The organism is Pseudomonas sp. UM16, from assembly GCF_050312595.1.
GTDB lineage: Bacteria > Pseudomonadota > Gammaproteobacteria > Pseudomonadales > Pseudomonadaceae > Aquipseudomonas.
The window spans coordinates 1-19,909 of the sequence record NZ_JBNPJT010000013.1 but is presented as its reverse complement, the minus strand read 5'-3'; the positions used below and the strand labels follow the sequence as shown (position 1 = coordinate 19,909).

The window sequence follows — 19,909 nt, the reverse complement described above, 5'->3', positions numbered from 1 at the left end:
CACGGGTTGGTGACATTCGCGCGTCGCTTCGTTACCTCTGCGCCTCAAGCGGCTGGTTAGACTCCAATGCAAGCGCAAGCAGCACGACTTGCACCTGCATAACAACAAGAAAAGGTCCCGCCCCATGAATGCGATCAATCGCCTCGCCACTGTTATTTCCCTCACCTGTCTTTTGCCCCTCAGTGCAGTGGCTGCCGGTACGGTCGAAGTGACCCATTGGTGGACCTCCGGCGGTGAAGCCGCTGCGGTGAAGACCCTCAAGGAGCAGGTCGAGAAAGACGGCTTTACCTGGAAAGACAATGCCGTCGCCGGTGGTGGTGGCGCTGCTGCGATGACCGTACTCAAGAGCCGCGCCGTCGCCGGCAACCCGCCAGGCGCGGCGCAGATCAAGGGGCCAGACATTCAGGAATGGGGGGCCTTGGGGCTGCTCACTGAGCTCGACGATGTCGCCAAGGCCAACAACTGGGATGCGCTGCTGCCAAAGAAAGTGGCCGAAATCATGAAGTACGACGGCCATTACGTTGCGGTACCGGTGAACATCCACCGAGTCAATTGGCTGTGGATCAATCCGCAGGTGTTTGAAAAGGCTGGAGCCACGGTGCCGACCACCCTTGATGAGCTGTTCGTCGCCGCCGATAAACTCAAGGCTGCCGGCTTCACTGCGCTTGCCCACGGTGGTCAGCCTTGGCAGGACAGCACGGTGTTCGAAGACCTGGTGCTGAGCATCTTCGGGCCTGATGGTTATCACAAAGCTTTTGTCGAGCTGGATGAAGCGACCCTGACCGGTACGCAGATGGTCGAGGTATTCAACACCCTGCAGCGCCTGGGCACCTATATGGACCCTAATCGCGCCGGGCGTGACTGGAACATCGCTGCTGCCGAAGTTATCAACGGCAAGGCTGGCATGCAGATCATGGGCGATTGGGCCAAGAGCGAATGGACCGCCGCGGGCAAGGTCGCCGGCAAGGACTATCAGTGCGTGGCCTTCCCCGGCACCCAGGGCAGTTTTGCCTACAACATTGACTCGCTGGCGATGTTCAAGCTCAAGAATGAAGACGACATCAAGGCTCAGAATGACCTCGCCAAGGTTGCCCTGGAGCCGCAGTTCCAAACCGTATTCAACCAGAACAAAGGCTCGCTGCCGGTACGTCAGGACATGGACATGAGCCAGTTCGACGCTTGCACACAGAAGTCCTCGGTGGACTTCAAAGAAGCCGAAAAAGGTGACGGTCTGCAACCAAGCATGGCCCACAACATGGCCACGAGCCTGGCGGTACAGGGGGCGATCTTTGACGTGGTCAGCAACTTCTTCAACGACCCGAAAGCGGATCCCGCGACGGCGGTCAAACAGCTGAATTCGGCGATCAAGTCGGCCAAGTGATGGGCTAGGCACTGACGCTGTGGGGGCCGCATCGCCGGCAAGGCCGGCTCCTACAGGGAACAGCATGCACCAATCCTGTAGGCGCTGGCCTTGCCAGCGATGCGGTGCATAGCGCCGCCCTCCAATCGAGATCAAACTGATGAACACTGTTGCCACCCTCAACAAGGCCTCGCCCGTCGATGCCTTGCAACGCTGGCTGCCCAAGTTGGTGCTGGCGCCCAGCATGCTGATCGTCCTGGTGGGCTTTTACGGTTATATCCTCTGGACCTTCATCCTGTCCTTCACCAACTCAAGCTTCATGCCCAGCTACAAATGGGTGGGCCTGGCGCAATATGCACGGCTAATGGAAAACGACCGCTGGTGGGTCGCGAGCAAGAACCTGCTGCTGTTCGGTGGCCTGTTCATCGCCATCAGCCTGGTGATTGGTGTGCTGCTGGCAGTACTGCTCGACCAGCGTATCCGTCGCGAAGGCTTTATTCGCACGGTGTACCTGTACCCCATGGCGCTGTCGATGATCGTCACCGGCACCGCCTGGAAATGGCTGCTCAACCCTGGGCTGGGGCTGGACAAGATGCTCCGCGACTGGGGCTGGGAAGGCTTTCGCCTGGACTGGCTGGTCGACCCTGACCGGGTTGTCTACTGCTTGGTCATTGCCGCGGTATGGCAAGCCTCGGGTTTTGTCATGGCGCTGTTTCTGGCGGGGCTGCGTAGCGTTGACCAGTCAATCATTCGCGCAGCGCAAGTGGACGGTGCCAGTTTGCCGAGCATCTACCTGCGCATAGTGCTGCCAAGCCTGCGCCCGGTGTTCTTCAGCGCCCTGATGATCCTCGCCCATATCGCGATCAAGAGCTTCGATCTGGTCGCGGCGATGACCGCCGGTGGCCCGGGCTATGCCTCGGACCTGCCAGCGATGTTCATGTACTCCTTTACCTTCAGTCGCGGACAGATGGGTATGGGGTCAGCCAGTGCGATCCTGATGCTCGGTGCGATCCTTTCGATCCTGGTGCCTTACCTGTATTCGGAACTGAGGAACAAACGCCATGACTAGCTCCCTGGTTTCGCGTCGGTTCAACTTCAGCCGTATTGCCGTCTATGCCACGCTGTTGCTGGCCTGCGCGCTGTACCTGATTCCGCTGATTGTGATGCTGCTGACCAGCTTCAAATCGCCCGACGACATCCGCACCGGTAACTTGTTGAGCTGGCCGGAAGTGATCACTGGCATTGGCTGGATCAAAGCCTGGGACACGGTCGGTGGCTACTTCTGGAACTCGGTGAAGATCACTCTTCCGGCGGTGGTGATCTCGACCCTGCTCGGTGCCTTGAACGGCTACGTGCTGTCGATGTGGCGTTTTCGCGGTTCGCAATTGTTCTTCGGCCTGCTGCTGTTCGGCTGTTTCCTGCCGTTCCAGACCGTGCTGCTGCCAGCCTCCTTCACCTTGGGCAAGTTGGGCCTGGCCAGTACCACCACCGGCCTGGTGCTGATGCACATCGTCTACGGCCTGGCCTTCACCACGCTGTTTTTCCGCAACTACTACTGCAGCGTACCGGATGCCTTAGTGCGCGCGGCACGGCTGGACGGGGCAGGGTTCTTCACCATCTTCGGGCGTATTCTGCTGCCGATGTCGGTGCCGATCATCATGGTCTGCCTGATCTGGCAATTCACCCAGATCTGGAACGACTTCCTCTTCGGTGTGGTATTCGCCAGCGGTGACGCACAACCGATCACCGTGGCCCTGAACAACCTGGTCAACACCAGCACCGGGGTCAAGGAATACAACGTCGACATGGCGGCGGCGATGATCGCCGGCTTACCGACCCTGTTGGTCTACGTACTGGCTGGCAAGTATTTCCTGCGCGGGCTTACAGCCGGCGCGGTCAAGGGGTGAGAGAACATGGCAACGCTTGAACTGCGCAACGTCAACAAGTGCTACGGCAGTGGTCTGCCGGATACCTTAAAACATATCGATTTGTCGATCGACGCCGGGGAGTTCCTGATTCTGGTCGGGCCTTCCGGCTGCGGTAAGTCGACCCTGATGAACTGTATCGCCGGCCTCGAACAGATCAGCGGCGGGGCGATCCTGGTGGACGATGCCGACATCAGTGGCATGAGCCCCAAGGATCGCGACATTGCCATGGTCTTTCAGTCCTACGCGCTGTACCCGACCATGAACGTGCGCGACAACATCGCCTTCGGCCTGAAGATGCGCAAAATGCCCGCAGCGGCAATCGATGAGGAAGTGGCGCGGGTGGCCAAGCTGCTGCAGATCGAGCACCTGCTGACGCGTAAGCCGGGCCAGCTGTCCGGTGGCCAGCAGCAGCGTGTGGCCATGGGCCGGGCGCTGGCGCGGCGACCGAAGATCTACCTGTTCGATGAGCCGCTGTCTAACCTCGATGCCAAGCTGCGGGTGGAGATGCGCACCGAAATCAAACTGATGCACCAGCGCCTGAAGACCACCACGGTGTACGTCACCCATGACCAGATCGAGGCCATGACCTTGGGCGATAAGGTGGCGGTGATGAAGGATGGCCTGATCCAGCAGTTCGGTACGCCGCAGCAGATCTACAACGACCCGGCCAACCTGTTTGTTGCCAGCTTCATCGGCTCGCCACCGATGAACTTCATTCCGCTGCGCCTGCAGCGCAAGGACGGGCGCCTGCAGGCGCTGCTCGACAGTGGCCAGGCTCGTTGCGAACTACCCTTGGGCATGAGTGATGACGGGCTGGAGGAACGTGAAGTGATCCTCGGCATTCGACCAGAACAGATTGCCCTGGCCCCGGCGCAGGCCAATGGCCTGCCGAGCATTCGCGCCGAGGTGCAGATTACCGAGCCGACAGGGCCGGACCTGTTGGTGTTCATCACCCTTAACCAGACCAAGGTCTGCTGCCGTCTGGCGCCGGATGTGGCGACCCAGGTGGGCGACACCCTGAACCTGCAACTCGATCCGGCACGGGTGCTGTTGTTCGATGCCGTCAGCGGCGAGCGTCTGGGCGTCAATGTCACAGCGCCGCAGGCCGGCCAGGACAATATCGCGAAATTCAAGGGTCGCTGAATTCGTTGTAAGTCGTACACGCCCATCAAGAACAATAAAACGAGGACACAAGGGATGGATCACTTAAAACGCATCAAGCCACTGGTTCCGCTGAGTCTGCTGGTGGCCCTCGGGGTCAACTGCGGGGCGCAGGCTGCCGATGCCTTTGCCCCGGAGTCGCAATGGATGACCGGCGACTGGGGCGGTACCCGTACCGAACTGCTGGAGAAGGGCGTCGACATCAAAATCGACTACGTTGGTGAAGTTGGCGCAAACCTCGATGGTGGCTTCAACGATGACAAGACTGCACGCTACAGCGACCAGTTCGGCCTGGGGGCCGCGCTGGATCTGCAAAAACTGCTGGGCTGGGCCAACACCCAGGCCAAGATTCAGCTGACCAACCGTAACGGCGAGAACATTTCCAATGACCGCATTGGCGACCCGCGTGCCGGCACTCTGAGCTCATCGCAGGAAGTCTACGGCCGGGGGCATATGGTGCGTCTGACCCAGCTGTGGATTCAGCATCAGTTCTTCGACAACAAACTCGACATCAAGGCCGGTTACTTCGGCGAAGGCGAAGACTTCAACACCTTCCCGTGCGATTTCCAGAACCTGGCGTTCTGTGGCTCCCAGGTGGGTAACTGGGCCACTAACATCTGGTACAACTGGCCGGTCAGTCAGGCGGCGATCCGCTTCAAGTACAACATCAACGATGAGCTCTTTGCGCAAGTCGGGGCGTACAACCAGAACCCCTCGCAGCTGGAGCACGGCAACGGCTTCAAGCTCAGCGGCAGTGGTACCGCCGGTACCGTTTTGCCGGTCGAGCTGGTCTGGTCACCGAAAATCAACAGCCTGCCGGGCGAATACCGTGTGGGTTACTACAAGAGTACGGCCGACGCCGATGATGTGCGTGAGGATGACAACGGTCAGGATGCGGCGACCACGGGTAACAGTTATCGCGTGCATGACAGCAAGCATGGCTACTGGTTTGTCGCGCAACAGCAACTCACCCGCCATAACGGCGATGCCAGCCGTGGCCTGAACATCGCGGCAAACGCCACCTTCCATGACAAAGACACCAACTTCATCGACAACTACCAGTCGTTGATGTTTGTCTACAAAGGCCCGTTCGATGCGCGTCCGAAGGATGACATCGGCATTGGTTTTGCCCGTATCCATGTCAACGACGACGTGAAGAAAAACGCCGAGTTGCTCAATGCCGCCAACGGTGTGGGCAATTACGAAGATCCGTTGTTCTCGCCACTGCGCACTACCGAATACAACTACGAGCTCAACTACGGTTTCCACGTGACCAACTGGCTGACTGTTCGTCCGAACCTACAGTACATCACCCACCCCGGTGGGGTGGACGAAGTGGACAACGCGCTGGTCGCTGGCTTGAAGATTCAGTCGTCGTTCTGAGGCAATATGTTGTAAATTTACGAGCTTGTCGCGGGCTTGGCCCGCGATGAGACCCTAACTAACAACAAGAGTCCCAGGTTATGCCCGAGCACCCGCTACAACGCTTCTTCACCTCGCAGAGGCCGCGACCGACCTTCGAGTGGGAGCGTTATCAGCAGCGTGATGTGCTGATCATCGATCACCCCCAGTGCCAGGCCGTATTCAGCAGGCAGGGTGCGCAGCTGTTGCACTTTCAGCCCACCGGCGACCGGCCCTGGTTGTGGTGCGCTGCGCAGTGGCCGCAGGTTGGCGCCATTCGTGGCGGTGTGCCGGTGTGCTGGCCCTGGTACGGTCGCCACCCCAGCGAAGACATGTGGCCAGCGCACGGCTGGGCGCGTTTGCTCGACTGGAAACTGATCGACAGCAGTGAAGACGAAGAGGGCGTGACGCTCGAATGGCGTTTGCAACTGTGCGACTGGCAGGTCGACCTGTTGGCGAGGTTGGGCAAGCGCATGGAGTTGCAACTCAGTACCGAACATCAGGACAGTCAACCTTGTCAGCTGAGTCATGCTCTGCTGGCTTACTGGCGTATTAGTGACGTTTCTGAGATAGCGCTATCTGGGCTAGAAAACATTGAGGGTTACGACCGTTTGAACCGTCAGGCCTGTCGCCAGAAAGGCGCCTTGAAGGTCCACGGCGGCTGTCAGCGGGTGTTCCCCAATGCGGCGACCGTGCAACTGCACGATCCGGCCTGGCAACGACAATTGAGCATCGATACCGGTGGTAGCGAGGACACCATCGTCTGGCATCCGGGCAGTCGCCCCTTGATGGGCGTCAGCAGCAGTGAAAACCTGGGTTTCGTCTGTGTCGAGGCGGCCAGTGGTAGCAGTGACAGCTTGAGCCTGGCCCCGGGTGAACAGGCTCACCTGCGCTTGCAGGCACAGATGCTCAGTTGAGTTCGTCGTCGATCGGGTAGCGGCTGGCGTTGAGGCTTTCCTTGATCTTGCGCAGGTGTGGCTGGAAGTCCACGCCACGGCGCAGCGTCATCCCGGTGGCCAGTACGTCGAGTACGGTCAGCTGGATAATCCGTGAAGTCATCGGCATATAAATGTCGGTGTCTTCGGGCAGGGGAATGTTCAGGCTCAGGCTGCTGGCTTTGGCCAGGGGCGAATCGGCGGCGGTCAGGCCAAGGACCGAGGCACCGTTCTCCCGGGCCAGGCGTGCGACTTCGACCAACTCACGGGTGCGCCCGGTGTAGGAAATGATCACGAACAGTTCGCCGGTATGGGCCACCGAAGCCAGCATGCGCTGCATCAGCACATCGGCATGGGCGGACACGGCGAGGTTGAAGCGAAAGAATTTGTGTTGCGCGTCGAGCGCCACCGGTGCTGAGGCGCCGAGGCCGAAAAAGTGGATCTGTCGGGCCTGGATCAGCATGTCGACAGCGCGGCTGATCAGCTGCGGATCGAGTTGCTGGCAGGCACTGTCCAACGAGGCGATGGCACTGCCAAAGATCTTCTGGGTGTAGGACGCCGGATCATCATCGGCTTCCACTGCCCGGCTGACGTAAGCCGCGCCACTGGCCAGGCTCTGCGCCAGTTGCAGCTTGAGCTCGGGGTAACCACTGACGCCGAACGAGCGGCAGAAGCGGTTCACCGTTGGTTCGCTGACTTTGGCGGCCTGGGCCAGGGCGGCAATGCTGAAACGGGTGGCTTGCTGAGGGTTGAGCAGGATGACTTCGGCGACTTTGCGCTCAGCCTTGTTTAGCTCTTCGAGGCGGCCCTGGATCTGCTCCAGGAGGTTTCGCACGCGGTCCATGGGATTTGTCCTTGGGTCGATGAGGCAGCGCCCTGCCGAGGGCAGGGGGCTTTTGGCACGGTGGCCTATCGTACTGATGGCATGGATGGCACACCACTTGAATCTATCCACTGGGTAGAATGTTGTGGTTTTTACTACATTATTCCTTGAAAACTGCGATTGAAACCGGTATTTCTACGTCAACTTGATAAAAGAACCAACATCATGGCATCGATCAGCGTTGAACCTTGCACCTTTGCCCTGTTTGGCGCCCTCGGCGACCTGGCCTTGCGCAAGCTGTTTCCAGCGCTTTACCAGCTCGACCGCGCTGACCTGCTGCACGCCGATACGCGGGTACTGGCGCTGGCGCGGGAGCCTGGCAGTGCGGATGACCACCTGGCATCGATCGAGGCGCACCTGCAGGCGTTTGTCCCGTCCGGGCAGATCGAGCCGTTGGTATTGCAGCGCTTTCTGGCGCGTCTGAACTATATCCATGTCGACTTCCTCAAGGTTGAGGACTACCAGGCCCTGGCGCAACAGGTCGCTGATGACAGCCAACTGATCGCCTACTTCGCGACTCCGGCCGCGGTCTATGGCGGTATTTGCGAGAACCTCGACAAGGTCGGGCTCAGCGCGCGTACCCGCGTGGTCCTGGAAAAACCCATCGGCCATGACCTGGACTCTTCGCGTCGGGTCAACGATGCCGTAGCGCAGTACTTCCCGGAAAACCGTGTCTATCGCATCGACCATTACCTGGGCAAAGAAACCGTCCAGAACCTGATTGCCCTGCGCTTTGCCAACAGCCTGTTCGAAACCCAGTGGAACCAGAACTCCATTTCCCACGTGGAGATCACCGTGGCCGAGAAGGTCGGCATCGAAGGGCGGTGGGGCTACTTCGACAAGGCCGGGCAGCTGCGCGACATGATCCAGAACCACCTGTTGCAGTTGCTCTGCCTGATTGCTATGGATCCGCCCAGTGACCTCTCCGCCGACAGCATTCGCGACGAGAAGGTCAAGGTTCTCAAGGCCCTGGCGCCGATCACCGGCGAAGGCCTGAGCACCTGCGTGGTGCGTGGCCAGTACATCGCCGGCTATAGCGAAGGCAAGTCGGTGCCGGGTTACCTGGAAGAAGACAACGCCAACGCCCAAAGCGACACCGAAACCTTTGTCGCCCTGCGTGCCGATATCCGCAACTGGCGTTGGGCAGGTGTGCCGTTCTATCTGCGTACCGGCAAGCGCATGCCGCAAAAACTTTCGCAGATCGTCATCCACTTCAAGGAAACCCCGCACTACATCTTCGCCCCGGAGCAGCGTTTGCAGATCGGCAACAAACTGATCATCCGTTTGCAGCCGGACGAAGGCATCTCTTTGCGGGTGATGACCAAGGAGCAGGGCCTGGACAAGGGCATGCAACTGCGCAGCGGGCCGTTGCAACTGAATTTCTCCGACACCTGGCGCAGCGCGCGGATTCCCGATGCCTATGAGCGTTTGTTGCTGGAAGTGATGCGCGGCAATCAGAACCTGTTTGTGCGTAAAGACGAAATTGAATACGCGTGGAAGTGGTGCGATCAACTGATCGCCGGCTGGAAGCACAGCGGCGATGCGCCCAAACCCTATGCCGCGGGGTCGTGGGGGCCAATGAGCTCGATTGCATTGATTACCCGTGATGGGAGGTCTTGGTATGGCGATATCTGAACTTCAACTGCCGACTAATGTGACGGCACATGACTTCAACGCAGCCGCGCAGTTGGCCGAAGGCTTGGCCAGCGATGTAGCGGGGCACTTGAATGCAGCCATAGCGCAGAAGGGCCAAGCCGTTTTGGTGGTCTCCGGTGGGCGCAGCCCGGTGGCGTTTTTTCAGGCGCTGATCCAGCAGTCGCTGGACTGGTCAAAGGTACTGGTTACCTTGGCCGACGAGCGCTGGGTGCCGGTCGAGCATGCCGACAGCAATGCTGGTTTGCTCAAGCGCCATCTGTTGACCGGCAATGCCGCCAAGGCGCAGTTCCTTGGCCTTTACCGCGCTGCCGCCAGCCTTGAAGCCGCTGCGCTTGAAACTGATCAGGTCCTGGCCGAACTGCCAGGCATCGATGTGCTGGTGTTGGGCATGGGCGACGACGGTCACACAGCTTCGCTGTTCCCTAACAGCCCGAACCTCAGCGAAGGCCTTGATCCGCAGAGCCCGCGTCGTTGTTTGCCGATGCTGGCGCCGACGGTGCCGCATCAGCGCCTGAGCATGACCCGTGCCTTGCTGGCCCGTGCCGGTTTCACCGCCTTGTCCGTGCAAGGCCCGGGCAAACTCGCTACCCTTCGCGCCGCGCTGGCGGGTGATGACTTAACCGAGATGCCGATTCGCGCCTTCTTACAAGACCCTCTGGATATTTACTGGTGCCCATGAGCCAAGGATCCGCCGTTATGACCACGCATGAACTGAAACAGCCGGGAGTTTCCATGGCCGACAAAGTTGCCCGGATCGATCAGATCTGCACCCAGGCGCGCATTCTGCCGGTGATCACCATCGCCCGTGAAGAAGACATCCTGCCGCTGGCCGACGCCTTGGCTGCCGGCGGTATCAAGACTCTGGAAGTGACCCTGCGTTCGCAGCATGGCCTGAAAGCTATTCAGGTGTTGCGTGAGCAACGGCCGGAGTTGTGCGTCGGTGCTGGCACCGTACTGGATCGCAAGATGTTCGCTGCTGTAGAAGCGGCTGGCGCGCAGTTTGTGGTGACGCCAGGCATCACCCCAGACATTCTGGAGGCAGGCGTACAAAGTGAGCTGCCATTGCTGCCGGGAATCAGCACACCCTCGGAGCTGATGATGGGTTACGCCCTTGGCTACCGTCGCTTCAAGCTGTTCCCTGCGGAAATCAGTGGCGGCGTGGCAGCCATCAAGGCCTTCGGCGGGCCGTTTGGCGATGTGCGTTTCTGCCCCACTGGCGGGGTCAACCCGAGCAACGTGCGTAGCTACATGGCACTGCCTAATGTCATGTGCGTCGGCGGCACCTGGATGCTCGACAGTGGCTGGATCAAGCATGGCGAGTGGTCGCGGATTAGCGATTGCAGTGCCGAGGCATTGGCACTGCTGGACTGAATTTAACTGAATCGTTGTGTGCTACACGGTTTTACGGTGCGCTTGGTCGGCGCACCGTTTTTTTTCGCCGTTCAGAAACTGTCGGTGGTGCTGAAACTGCCGCCGCCGCTGGTACTGGAGGTGGAAAAGCCGCTGCTTGAGCTTGAACCGCTGGCGCCGGAACTCGACCAACTGCTCGACGCCGAGCCGCTGGACGACGAACTGCGTGGCACCCGGCGTCGGCCACTTTGCAGCAGGGTTTCCAGTGCGTGCAAGCTGAGGTCGCGGCTCATGTAGTCGGTCATCAGGCGCTCGAAACGCAAATGGGTGTGGTAGCTGTAATCGCTGTCGCGGTAGTAGTCGGTGCGCAGCGCTCGCTCCAGTTCCTTGGCTCGCTCGTAGTCGCCCAGGGCACGTTCGTGCTGGTTGTGCAGGTCAGGCAACTGCGCCTGCACATCTCGCAGGCGCGGGTATAGCTCCTGGAGCTGGGTTGCGATCTTGTCGTCGTTGCTGTCTGGGGTCTTCTGCACCTCGAGCAGCAGCTGTTCAATCGTCTGCGCCTGCAGGCGCTCGGTGATGTTCTGACGAATACGCAGGTAGTGCGGGTCCTGCTTGCCGGCAAAATCGGCCAGTTGCTGGTGCTGCCCGTTGGCCCGATCCTTGGCCGCGACAATGTGCGTGTTCAGTGCTGAGTCTTCGCTTGTCAGTGGGTCCATGCCGGCAGCCGTTCGAGCCAAGGCCAGACGTTGGACGCTATCGGCCTGCAAGGTGGCAATCAAGGCCAGGCGTTCGCCTTGCAGTTCCTCGTTGCGGGTCTGCATGCTGAGCAGCATCAGTTCGTTGTTGCGATTGGCCTGAAAGTTCACGCGCTTGGCCAGTGTGTTGTCCAACCAGCGGTGCAGGCGGTTGTAGCGGTACTGGTCGGTGCCGTAGTCGCGTTTGCGCAAGTAGTAGTAAATCGGGTTGGCGCTGTATGACAGCAGCTTGTCGACACACTCCTGGCGGATTTCGGCATAGCCGGTGATCTCTTCGCGGTTGGCTAGTTGCGCGGCCAGCAACTGTTCGCCCAGTTCGCACCAGGCGGGTTGCAGTTCAAGGTGGTCTTTCACCTGGCGGTCGACGCTGGCGATGCGCGTGCGCAACGACTGCTGGTTGGCCAGCGAGGTGGCGATATCCGTTTCGATCCGGGCCAGTTCGGCGCGCAGTTGGATTTCGGCATCCCGGCGCGCCTGCAATTGCAGCAGAGTATCCTGGTCGAGGGCCGGTCTATGTTCGAGTTTGAGGGTGGCAATGTTGCTCAAGCGCGTGAGGATATCCTGTTCCAGGCGTGCTTCCTGATTACTCAGGGCAGACAGCCGTTGCTCGGCGTTACGCAGCAAGGCCTCGCTGCTGCGGGCATTCTGCGCCACGCTGCTGATGAGGGTAGTGGGGGTCATGTGTTTACCAATCCATGATCATGTCGGGGCTGCTCGTGGTGCGCTGGTTGAAGTTCAGGCTCAGCGAGTTGGCAGCCTTACTGCCCATCATCCGTTCATCGACATGGCCGTCGTCGAGCTTGTCCTGCTTGACCTTGAGGTACTCAGCCTGGCTGACGCGCACAGCGAAGACACGGGTCCAGCGTTGCTCGCCGGTTTCGGCGCTGGTGACCGGCACTTCTGTCCTGATGCCACCTGGGTCGGTAGCCTCGACCACCAGGAACCAGCTCTTGCCCTTGTCACCGGCCTCGCCGCGATTGCAGCCTGCGGCATCGTAGCAACGCTCGACACCGGACTTGGTCCCGCTACGGTCCACGACCTGAAGGGTCAGTGCTACGGCGGCAAAGTCGAGTAAGCGCTTCAGCTGCTGGAGTTGAGCGCGGGTCTGGCCGAGGTTCTGGGCGTCCAGGCTGTTGTTGGCATGAGCGAGCAATGCGTGTAATTGCGCGCGCTCGCCAGTGGCCAAGGGTATCGCCTTGAGACGCTGCAGCAACTGATCGCGCAAGGCTATCTGTTCGAGCCAGATGGCGCTCTGATGAATTTGATAACCCAGTTCGCCGACCTGCCGGCTGGCCGCTTCGAGTGTGTCCTTATCCTTGACTTGCAGCAGGTGCTGGTCGGCCGAGGTGGCAAGTTCCTTGAGTTTGGCAAACTGCTTGATGCCGTCCTGATAGGTCGGCAGGGCCAATAGCCGTGCGAGTTCGTCGCGCTGCTCGTAAATGCCCGCGACGGTTGCGAAGCCGTCATTGTTTGAGCGCAGCGCAGCGCTGACCTGCTTGAGTTGTGCCTCGCGCTTTTCGATCAGAGCCTTGACGTTATCCCGGTTGGCTTTGTGGACGAACTGCGGTAGATCACTGGCAACGGTTTGATCCAGTGGCGGCAATGTCTGCTCGACACGCTCGAGAATACGGCTGACGGCGACATCGGGTTGCGTCAGTAGCTGATTTTGCAACTGCTTGAGCTTGTTGTGCTGGAGCTGGATTTCGCTACGCAGCCGATCGTCGTGGCGCCGCAGGTCGTGGGCGCTATTTTCTATATCGACGGTGATGCTGCTGTCATGCACGATACGGGTGCACTGGGTGACCAGCGCCGCCGCGATGATCGCCAGGGTCAGTTTGTACAGCTGGCTGCGCGCCATTGACGCTTTGCTCAGCAGCCGTTGGCGCCAGCCCAGCACAGGTGCTTCGAAGACCAGGCGGCGGGCGAAAAATTCACGCACGCCTTGGTCGATCAAGGCCTCATCGAAAGCGATGTTGTGGCGCTGGTAATAGTCACGAATACGCGCCGCCACTTGCTCACGACGTTTGGGCAGGTTCAGGTGTTCCTGGGCCTGCATCTGCTGGTGGCGCAGTTCATCGACAAGCGCCATCGCTCCGAGCTGTTCGGAGAGTGTAATAGCGTTCATCAAGCGGCTTTGCTAAGTAATGCTGCAAACTTGCGCTTGGCGTCCTCGACGGCCTCGGCGATGTCGCGGGAGGCATTGCTCGATTCTGCCCGGTAAGTCTCGGTCAGGCTGTTCATGTCGGTCTGGAACGACAGTGTGGCGTCGGCCAGTGCGCGTACCGAATCAATTTTGATCGTTGAACCGTAGCTGGCCTTTACCGCCGCTTCGAGTTGCTGATTGCCGGTGCTTCCCAGCGCTTCCAGGCCCTTGCTGATACCGTCGGTGGTTGCATTGAGGGTATGGGTGGCTTCGGCCAGGCCGCTGTTGCTGGTGAACGATACGGCAAGCCCAGTCAGCACCACTTCATTGGTGGAGAAGAACGACACCATGCGCTGGTATTGGCGCTCCTTGACCACATGCACCTGGTTGATTCGGGCAAAGACCATTTCGGCGGTGTTGTAGCCCACCTTCAGGTCGTCGGCGATGTCCTTGACGATCTGGTGGCGCTTGTCTTCGTCCTGCAGGGCTCGCACGGCTTCGTCGCGACGCAACTCGAGGGCGGCAAGCTGGGCAGGTTCAGCGGTCTCGGCGGCAACGACGTTGTCATTGGCATCGCCCAGCGCTTGCGTGCGCTGCTCCAGTGCCTTGCCGGCCAGGGCCAGGACTTCTTGAGCCTGGACTTCAGCTGCCTTTATGGCCATGCGAAAGTCCATGTAGGACTCCAGAATCACGTTCTCGCGGCTGATCTGGTCGTTGGCCGCCTTGCACACCTGCAAGTAGTTGTCGCGGATATCGTTGAAACGGCTGGGGATTGAGCCTCGGCGCATGTTCATCCACGCCAGCTTGAGTTTTTCCACGGTGTCCAACTGGCCGTCATCTATCCACCCGGCCATGGCTGCGGCGTCTTCACGGATCGAGGTGAAGCGTTGGGTGATGTCCATGAAACGCGTGGAGATGTCCATGCCTTCGATCTGTTCGCGGACCATGCTGTTGAAGGCGGTGGCCTGTTGCAGGACGGTGGCGATGGCGGTGACTCGGGTCGGGTCATAGTGCGCCACACGGTCGAGCAGGACCAATACCGGCGCATCCTGAGCAGGGCCAAGCAGGTTGATGCCAATAGTGCGCAGGTTGGTCATTGCGCGTTCGAGGTAGTTGCTCATCGAGTGTCCTTACTGGATGTGTCGGTGCACGAGGTAACAGCGGGGCAGTATACCGAGGGCGAAAAAGAAAATGCCCGCCTCTATCGAAAGAAGCGGGCATTCTTCAACAACCAATAGCGAGGTTTCAGGCCGCCTTGGCTGCCTGCTGGCTCAGTGAGCGGTTCAGCGCACTGAACAGCGCCTTGAAGCTGGCGGTGGTGATGTTTTCATCGATACCCACACCATGCACCGGACGACCACCGGCCACACGCAGTTCGATGTAGGCCGCAGCCTTGGCGTTGGTGCCGGCGCCGATGGCGTGCTCGTTGTAGTCCATGATCTCCACGGCAACCGGCAGGCCAGCCACCAGGGCTTCGAGGGCGCCATTGCCCTTGCCGCGCCAGTGCAGGGTGGTCTCGCCTTCGCTGGAGACTTCCACTTCAACCTTGCTGTTGCCGTTCTCTTCCTGCAGGCGATGGCTGACCAGTGCGTACGGGGCGTTGGCCTGCAAGTACTCGCGGTGCAGCAAGTTGTAGATCTGCTGGGCAGTCATCTCCAGGCCCAGACGGTCGGTTTCACCCTGGACCACCTGGCTGAACTCGATCTGCATACGACGTGGCAAGCTGATGCCGTATTCCTGTTCGAGCAGGTAAGTAATACCGCCTTTGCCCGACTGGCTGTTGACGCGGATCACCGCCTCGTAGCTGCGGCCAATGTCGGCCGGGTCGATCGGCAAGTACGGCACTTCCCACTTGGCGTCTTCTTTCTGCTGGGTGAAGCCCTTGCGGATAGCGTCCTGGTGCGAACCCGAGAAGGCGGTGTGAACCAGGTCGCCGACATATGGATGACGTGGATGCACTGGAATCTGGTTGCACTCCTCAACCACTTTGCGCACGCCATCGATGTCGGAGAAGTCCAGCTCAGGGTTGACGCCCTGGGTGTAGAGGTTCAGCGCCAGAGTCACCAAGTCGACGTTGCCGGTACGCTCGCCGTTGCCGAACAGGCAGCCTTCGACACGGTCGGCGCCGGCCATCAGGCCCAGCTCGGTGGCGGCCACGCCAGTACCGCGGTCGTTGTGGGTGTGCAGGCTGATGATCACGCTGTCGCGGCGCGATACATTGCGCCCGAACCACTCGATCTGGTCGGCGTAGATATTCGGCGTCGACACCTCGACGGTGGCCGGCAGGTTGAGGATGATTTTGTTGTCCGGGGTCGGGTTCCACACCTCGATCACCGCATCACAGACTTCTTTGGCGAACGCCAGTTCGGTGGCGCTGAAGGTTTCTGGCGAGTACTGGAAGGTCCACTGGGTGTCTGGCTGCTGGGCGGCGTATTTGACGAACAGCTTGGCCGCGTTCACCGCGATGTCTTTCACGCCTTGCTTGTCCTGGTTGAAGACGATGCGGCGGAACGACGGGCTGGTGGCGTTGTACAGGTGGACGATGGCCTTTTTCGCGCCGCGCAGGGACTCGAAGGTACGGGCGATCAAGTCTTCACGGGCCTGGGTCAGCACCTGGATGGTGGTGTCGTCAGGAATGTGGCCGTCTTCGATCAGGGTGCGGACGAAATCGAAATCGGTTTGCGAAGCCGAAGGGAAGGAGGCTTCGATTTCTTTCACGCCAACGCTGACCAGGGTCTTCCAGAAGCGCAGTTTCTTCGCCGCATCCATGGGCTCGATCAACGACTGGTTGCCATCACGCAGGTCGGAACTGCACCAGATCGGTGCTTGAGTGATGGTCTTCGATGGCCAGGTACGGTCAGGCAAGTTGACGGTAGCGAAGGCACTGTATTTTTTCGAAGGGTCTTTGAGCATGGTCATGAAAGCAATCCTTGAATGTGCGGCCTGGAAAGGTGGCCTGCCGAACGAAAACGAGATGAAAAGGCGAGGCGTCGCGATTCAGCTTGGTAGTCGTGCACTGACCAGGCAGAGGCTGCGATGTTGACGAAGCAGGATGAGGGTCTGAAAGGTTTTCATGGCTTCAACTTAACCAGTGGGGTTAAAGATGGCAAGCCTTGCGAGAAAATTGATAGAAATGCTTAAAAACAAGCACTGTTCGAAATTTTATGGCGGATATTGACTGAAAACTCAGAGATATTTGCGTGTTGCTCGTCACTTGAGAAATTCGGTGCGCCTGCAAAACCAGGTTCGCGGTGGGGGCGGGGTTTTTATGAGCCACCAATCAATAGTCTGTAAATGCAGATGTATTTTCGGAAGCGTCTGACATCATTTTTTTGTCACGCTTGGTAGCTTTTCCGGGTGTTTACGCCAGCTCATAGCACGATGTGACTTGGGCACCGCGTTGTTTTCTCACCCGTTTAAGGACAAACGTATGTTCGCGTCGGCCCATAGCGTGCAGTTCGAGTTACTGATCCCCACGGTTCGCAACGATTTCAAAGTACTGGCGTTTGACGGTACTGAAACCCTCAGTTGCCTGTATGCAATCAAGGTTGAACTGGTCAGCGAATACCCTGACTTCGATCTGGAAAGTCTGCTTGGTCAACCGGCGTTCCTGCGCTTTGGCCTGCAGGGCGAAGGCATTCACGGGCATATCGAAGATGTCCTGGTCGGCGAACCTGGCAGACGCCTGACCCGCTATCAACTGACCCTGGTGCCCGCGCTGCACTACTTGCAGTTCAGCCATAACCAGCGGATTTTCCAGCAACTGACAGTGCCGCAGATCGTTGCCCAGGTGCTCCAGGGCCATGGGATTCAGGCCGATGCCTTTGTTTTTCATGTCCGCACCAGCCCTGAACGCGAATACTGCACTCAATATTTTGAAAACGACTACGAACTGATCCAGAGGTTGTGCAGTGAAGACGGGATTGCCTGGCATCACCAACACAGCCCGGATGGCCACGTACTGGTCTTCACCGACGATCAGACCTTTTTCCCCAAGCTCGGCGCCACGCCGTATCAGCAAAGCAGTGGTCTGGTGGCCGAGCACCCGGTCATCAGCCAGTTCTCGCGACGCTTCAGCACCCGTACCAGCACGGTCACGCACCGCGGTTATGACTTCCAGCGGCCAAGCCTGTTGCTGGAAAATCAGCTCACTGCCGAGTTCAGTCCAGCACTCGAAGACTACCGCTACCCAACGCTGATCGAAGCGGAAAAACTCGCCACGCAACGCGCCCGCCATGCCCTGGAGCGGCACCGCTGCGACTACCAGTTGGCCGAAGGCCAAAGCGACCAGCCGTTTCTGCGCAGTGGCCACTTCGTCGAACTGACTGAACACCCGCGTAAAGACTGCAACGACTTGTGGTTATTGCTCAGCGTCACCCACGAAGGCAAACAGCCGCAGGTGCTTGAAGAGTCGGTCAACAGCGACGTCCAGCCTGGCGACGGTTTCACTCAGGGCTACCGCAACAGCTTCAGCGCCATCCCCTGGGACGTGTTCTATCGGCCGCCGCGGGTCACCCGCAACGCCGCGCTGGTCAGCCAGACGGCGCGGGTCACCGGGCCTGAAGGCGAGGAAATTTATTGCGATGAATATGGCCGGGTCAAAGTCGAATTTCACTGGGACCGTGCCGAGCTCAACAGCGATAAGAGCAGTTGCTGGTTACGGGTAGCGTCGAGCTGGGCTGGCGAGGGTTTTGGCGCAGTAACCCTCCCACGCATCGGTATGGAAGTGCTGGTGACCTACCTGGAAGGCGACCCCGACCAGCCATTGATTACCGGTTGTGTGCCCAACAAGCACACATCGCTGCCCTACCCGTTACCGGCGAACAAAACCAAAACCGTACTGCGCAGCCGCAGCACGCCAGACAGCGGTGGCTACAACGAACTGTCGATTGAAGATCGCAAAGGCCAGGAGTTGATTTACCTGCGCGCCCAGCGCGACCTGGAGCAGAAGATCGAAAACGATAGTCGCGTGGAAGTCGGTAACGAGCGCCGGGAAACCATCAAGGGCAACAGCATCGCGGTGCTGGAAGCTGAAGACCAGTGCACCGTGAGCGCGGACCGCAAGGTTGAACTCAAGTCCAACGACAACTTGCAGGTCGCCAGCAGCAGTCATACCCGAGTGGGGCAAACGCTAGTAGTTGAAGCGGGCCAGCAAGTGCACTTGAAGGCAGGAAGGCAAGTGATCGTCGATGCCGGCGTCAGCCTCAGCTTGAAAGGTGGTGGTCAGCACATCGTCATCGGCCCTGGCGGCATTTTCAGCAGTAGCGAAATTCAAATCGGTGGTGCGCCTCTCGCGGGAACCGCAGCGGCCCCGGCGTTGCCTGGCTTGCTCGAAGGATTATCGACCCCGCCGCCGCTGGAGGATTCGTCGCAGGCGAAGGCACTGATGCGGGTTGAGCCATGGTGTGAAATCTGTGAGCAGACTGCGGAGGGACATGCCCAGTGAGTAGCGTCCCCCAAGCCAATTACCTACTGATCGATGGTGTCTTGCGCGCCAATGCCCTGGCAAGTCTTTACGCGCTCGCAGAGCCGATTGAGATCGAACCACTGTACCAGGGAACCCGCTGGATGGCGCTCAAAGAGCTTGGTCCTATATTGGTAGCGGTTCAAGGCTCATCCGACCTGATTCAGGCTACATGGCAAAGATCCGCCCAGCAGGCGGATGCCAGCCTTTTATACAGCCCCGCGCCGATCATCGTCGTTGCTGATCATTTGCGCCGCTTCATTGCGCCCTCCGATGTACGTGGCAGCAAGGGGTTGTTGCGTTTTGCCGACCCACTGGTGACGCGTTACTGGCTAAACAGCTATCAAGGTGAGCACCGGGATGCAGTGCTTGGCCCGATTCACTCCTGGCACCTCCCGCAAAATTCCCACGCCTGGGCGATTGATCAGCCCCCCGAGTGGCGCACATTCACTCGGACAGCGCCGCCACCCGAGTGGGTGGAGGGGGACGCTCAGTTGGGCGAAGCGCAGATAAATGCGCTGAATCAGGCCGCACGCTGGCGGTTCATGGAACGGCTGCACCATCGCTTTGAGCACAGTCATCCCCAGCATCTGGCACGTATCGATAGAAGCCAGTTATCCCAGTGGTTTGATGACCGTCTCGATGAGGGCCAGGCCTGGGGGCTTTGCAGCGAACGCAGCCTGGCGATTTGGGTTGAATGCAGTCTGCGCTGGGGGGATGGATTCACCAATAACCCTGATGCGCCCTATCAGCGCTGGCTGGCGCGTACCCCTGATGCCCTCAAACTCGCACCAGAGCTGCGTATCCAGCACATGGACAACGCTTGCCTGCACCTCGACGTGAACAAGGACGTGTGATGAACAAGCCCGCGAC

15 protein-coding genes and 1 pseudogene are annotated in these 19,909 nt (G+C 59.4%); 11 read left to right on the top strand and 5 right to left on the bottom strand.

Annotated elements, in window-relative coordinates; translation table 11 throughout:
* Positions 1–124 precede the first annotated feature (124 nt).
* The 6 genes and pseudogenes from ACQRAX_RS16545 to ACQRAX_RS16520 all read left to right on the top strand — a co-directional run bounded on the left by ACQRAX_RS16545 (position 125) and on the right by ACQRAX_RS16520 (position 6,767).
* Positions 125–1,381: an ABC transporter substrate-binding protein gene (locus tag ACQRAX_RS16545; protein ID WP_412038775.1), complete on the top strand. Its 1,257-nt coding sequence runs from the start codon at positions 125–127 to the stop codon at positions 1,379–1,381.
* 139 nt (positions 1,382–1,520) lie between these two features.
* On the top strand, positions 1,521–2,429 hold the full coding sequence (locus ACQRAX_RS16540) for a carbohydrate ABC transporter permease (RefSeq protein WP_412038776.1): 909 nt from the start codon (positions 1,521–1,523) through the stop codon (positions 2,427–2,429).
* Positions 2,422–3,267: a carbohydrate ABC transporter permease gene (locus tag ACQRAX_RS16535; protein ID WP_412038777.1), complete on the top strand. Its 846-nt coding sequence runs from the start codon at positions 2,422–2,424 to the stop codon at positions 3,265–3,267. Before ACQRAX_RS16540 ends, ACQRAX_RS16535 begins: the two co-directional genes overlap by 8 nt.
* Before the next feature lie 6 nt (positions 3,268–3,273).
* A complete protein-coding gene (locus tag ACQRAX_RS16530; protein WP_412038778.1) occupies positions 3,274–4,431 on the top strand; it encodes an ABC transporter ATP-binding protein in 1,158 nt (385 codons plus the stop codon).
* Positions 4,432–4,557: 126 nt separating this feature from the next.
* Positions 4,558–5,832: pseudogene (locus ACQRAX_RS16525) on the top strand (carbohydrate porin); the annotation flags it as partial.
* Positions 5,833–5,912: 80 nt separating this feature from the next.
* Positions 5,913–6,767, top strand: a complete 855-nt coding sequence (locus tag ACQRAX_RS16520; RefSeq protein WP_412038779.1) for a D-hexose-6-phosphate mutarotase — start codon at positions 5,913–5,915, stop codon at positions 6,765–6,767.
* Here the strand turns inward: ACQRAX_RS16520 and hexR are convergent.
* Entirely contained in the window at positions 6,760–7,620 is an 861-nt protein-coding gene (hexR, locus tag ACQRAX_RS16515) for a DNA-binding transcriptional regulator HexR (protein ID WP_174242320.1), read from the bottom strand. The two genes, ACQRAX_RS16520 and hexR, sit on opposite strands and share 8 nt — an antisense overlap.
* Positions 7,621–7,833: 213 nt before the next feature.
* On the opposite strand from hexR, the gene zwf reads away from it, so the two are divergent.
* From zwf to ACQRAX_RS16500, 3 genes are read left to right on the top strand one after another with little or no spacing between them, the layout of a single operon-like run.
* Positions 7,834–9,303 carry a glucose-6-phosphate dehydrogenase gene (zwf, locus tag ACQRAX_RS16510; RefSeq protein WP_412038780.1) on the top strand — a complete coding sequence of 490 codons (1,470 nt, stop codon included), beginning with the start codon at positions 7,834–7,836 and terminating at the stop codon, positions 9,301–9,303.
* The gene (gene pgl, locus ACQRAX_RS16505; RefSeq protein WP_412038781.1) at positions 9,290–10,003 is read left to right on the top strand and encodes a 6-phosphogluconolactonase; all 714 of its coding nucleotides are present in this window, start codon (positions 9,290–9,292) and stop codon (positions 10,001–10,003) included. The genes zwf and pgl overlap by 14 nt, the downstream gene beginning before the upstream one ends.
* A gap of 17 nt (positions 10,004–10,020) precedes the next feature.
* Positions 10,021–10,695, top strand: coding sequence for a bifunctional 4-hydroxy-2-oxoglutarate aldolase/2-dehydro-3-deoxy-phosphogluconate aldolase (locus tag ACQRAX_RS16500; protein WP_412038782.1), 675 nt, complete (start codon positions 10,021–10,023; stop codon positions 10,693–10,695).
* A gap of 71 nt (positions 10,696–10,766) precedes the next feature.
* Here the strand turns inward: ACQRAX_RS16500 and ACQRAX_RS16495 are convergent, their stop codons facing one another.
* From ACQRAX_RS16495 to leuA, 4 genes are all read right to left on the bottom strand, one after another.
* Positions 10,767–12,110, bottom strand: a complete 1,344-nt coding sequence (locus ACQRAX_RS16495; protein ID WP_412038783.1) for a hypothetical protein — start codon at positions 12,108–12,110, stop codon at positions 10,767–10,769.
* A 4-nt stretch (positions 12,111–12,114) separates the two neighbouring features.
* Positions 12,115–13,554, bottom strand: coding sequence for a DUF6384 family protein (locus tag ACQRAX_RS16490; RefSeq protein WP_412038784.1), 1,440 nt, complete (start codon positions 13,552–13,554; stop codon positions 12,115–12,117).
* Positions 13,554–14,693, bottom strand: coding sequence for a merozoite surface protein 3b (locus ACQRAX_RS16485; RefSeq protein ID WP_412038785.1), 1,140 nt, complete (start codon positions 14,691–14,693; stop codon positions 13,554–13,556). Before ACQRAX_RS16485 ends, ACQRAX_RS16490 begins: the two co-directional genes overlap by 1 nt.
* 124 nt (positions 14,694–14,817) lie before the next feature.
* Positions 14,818–16,491, bottom strand: a complete 1,674-nt coding sequence (leuA, locus tag ACQRAX_RS16480) for a 2-isopropylmalate synthase (RefSeq protein ID WP_412038786.1) — start codon at positions 16,489–16,491, stop codon at positions 14,818–14,820.
* 511 nt (positions 16,492–17,002) lie between these two features.
* On the opposite strand from leuA, the gene ACQRAX_RS16475 reads away from it, so the two are divergent.
* Together ACQRAX_RS16475 and ACQRAX_RS16470 are read left to right on the top strand one after the other, a co-directional pair.
* The gene (locus tag ACQRAX_RS16475) at positions 17,003–19,018 is read left to right on the top strand and encodes a type VI secretion system tip protein VgrG (protein ID WP_412038787.1); all 2,016 of its coding nucleotides are present in this window, start codon (positions 17,003–17,005) and stop codon (positions 19,016–19,018) included.
* Positions 19,015–19,893 carry a DUF4123 domain-containing protein gene (locus tag ACQRAX_RS16470; protein ID WP_412038788.1) on the top strand — a complete coding sequence of 293 codons (879 nt, stop codon included), beginning with the start codon at positions 19,015–19,017 and terminating at the stop codon, positions 19,891–19,893. The genes ACQRAX_RS16475 and ACQRAX_RS16470 overlap by 4 nt, the downstream gene beginning before the upstream one ends.
* Positions 19,894–19,909 lie beyond the last annotated feature (16 nt).

Coding starts and splice junctions, on each gene's coding strand:
- ACQRAX_RS16545 (WP_412038775.1), top strand. CDS start 125: ATGAATGCGATCAATCGCCTCGCCACTGTTATTTCCCTCACCTGTCTT.
- ACQRAX_RS16540 (WP_412038776.1), top strand. CDS start 1,521: ATGAACACTGTTGCCACCCTCAACAAGGCCTCGCCCGTCGATGCCTTG.
- ACQRAX_RS16535 (WP_412038777.1), top strand. CDS start 2,422: ATGACTAGCTCCCTGGTTTCGCGTCGGTTCAACTTCAGCCGTATTGCC.
- ACQRAX_RS16530 (WP_412038778.1), top strand. CDS start 3,274: ATGGCAACGCTTGAACTGCGCAACGTCAACAAGTGCTACGGCAGTGGT.
- ACQRAX_RS16520 (WP_412038779.1), top strand. CDS start 5,913: ATGCCCGAGCACCCGCTACAACGCTTCTTCACCTCGCAGAGGCCGCGA.
- zwf (WP_412038780.1), top strand. CDS start 7,834: ATGGCATCGATCAGCGTTGAACCTTGCACCTTTGCCCTGTTTGGCGCC.
- pgl (WP_412038781.1), top strand. CDS start 9,290: ATGGCGATATCTGAACTTCAACTGCCGACTAATGTGACGGCACATGAC.
- ACQRAX_RS16500 (WP_412038782.1), top strand. CDS start 10,021: ATGACCACGCATGAACTGAAACAGCCGGGAGTTTCCATGGCCGACAAA.
- ACQRAX_RS16495 (WP_412038783.1), bottom strand. CDS start 12,110: ATGACCCCCACTACCCTCATCAGCAGCGTGGCGCAGAATGCCCGCAGC.
- ACQRAX_RS16490 (WP_412038784.1), bottom strand. CDS start 13,554: ATGAACGCTATTACACTCTCCGAACAGCTCGGAGCGATGGCGCTTGTC.
- ACQRAX_RS16485 (WP_412038785.1), bottom strand. CDS start 14,693: ATGAGCAACTACCTCGAACGCGCAATGACCAACCTGCGCACTATTGGC.
- leuA (WP_412038786.1), bottom strand. CDS start 16,491: ATGACCATGCTCAAAGACCCTTCGAAAAAATACAGTGCCTTCGCTACC.
- ACQRAX_RS16475 (WP_412038787.1), top strand. CDS start 17,003: ATGTTCGCGTCGGCCCATAGCGTGCAGTTCGAGTTACTGATCCCCACG.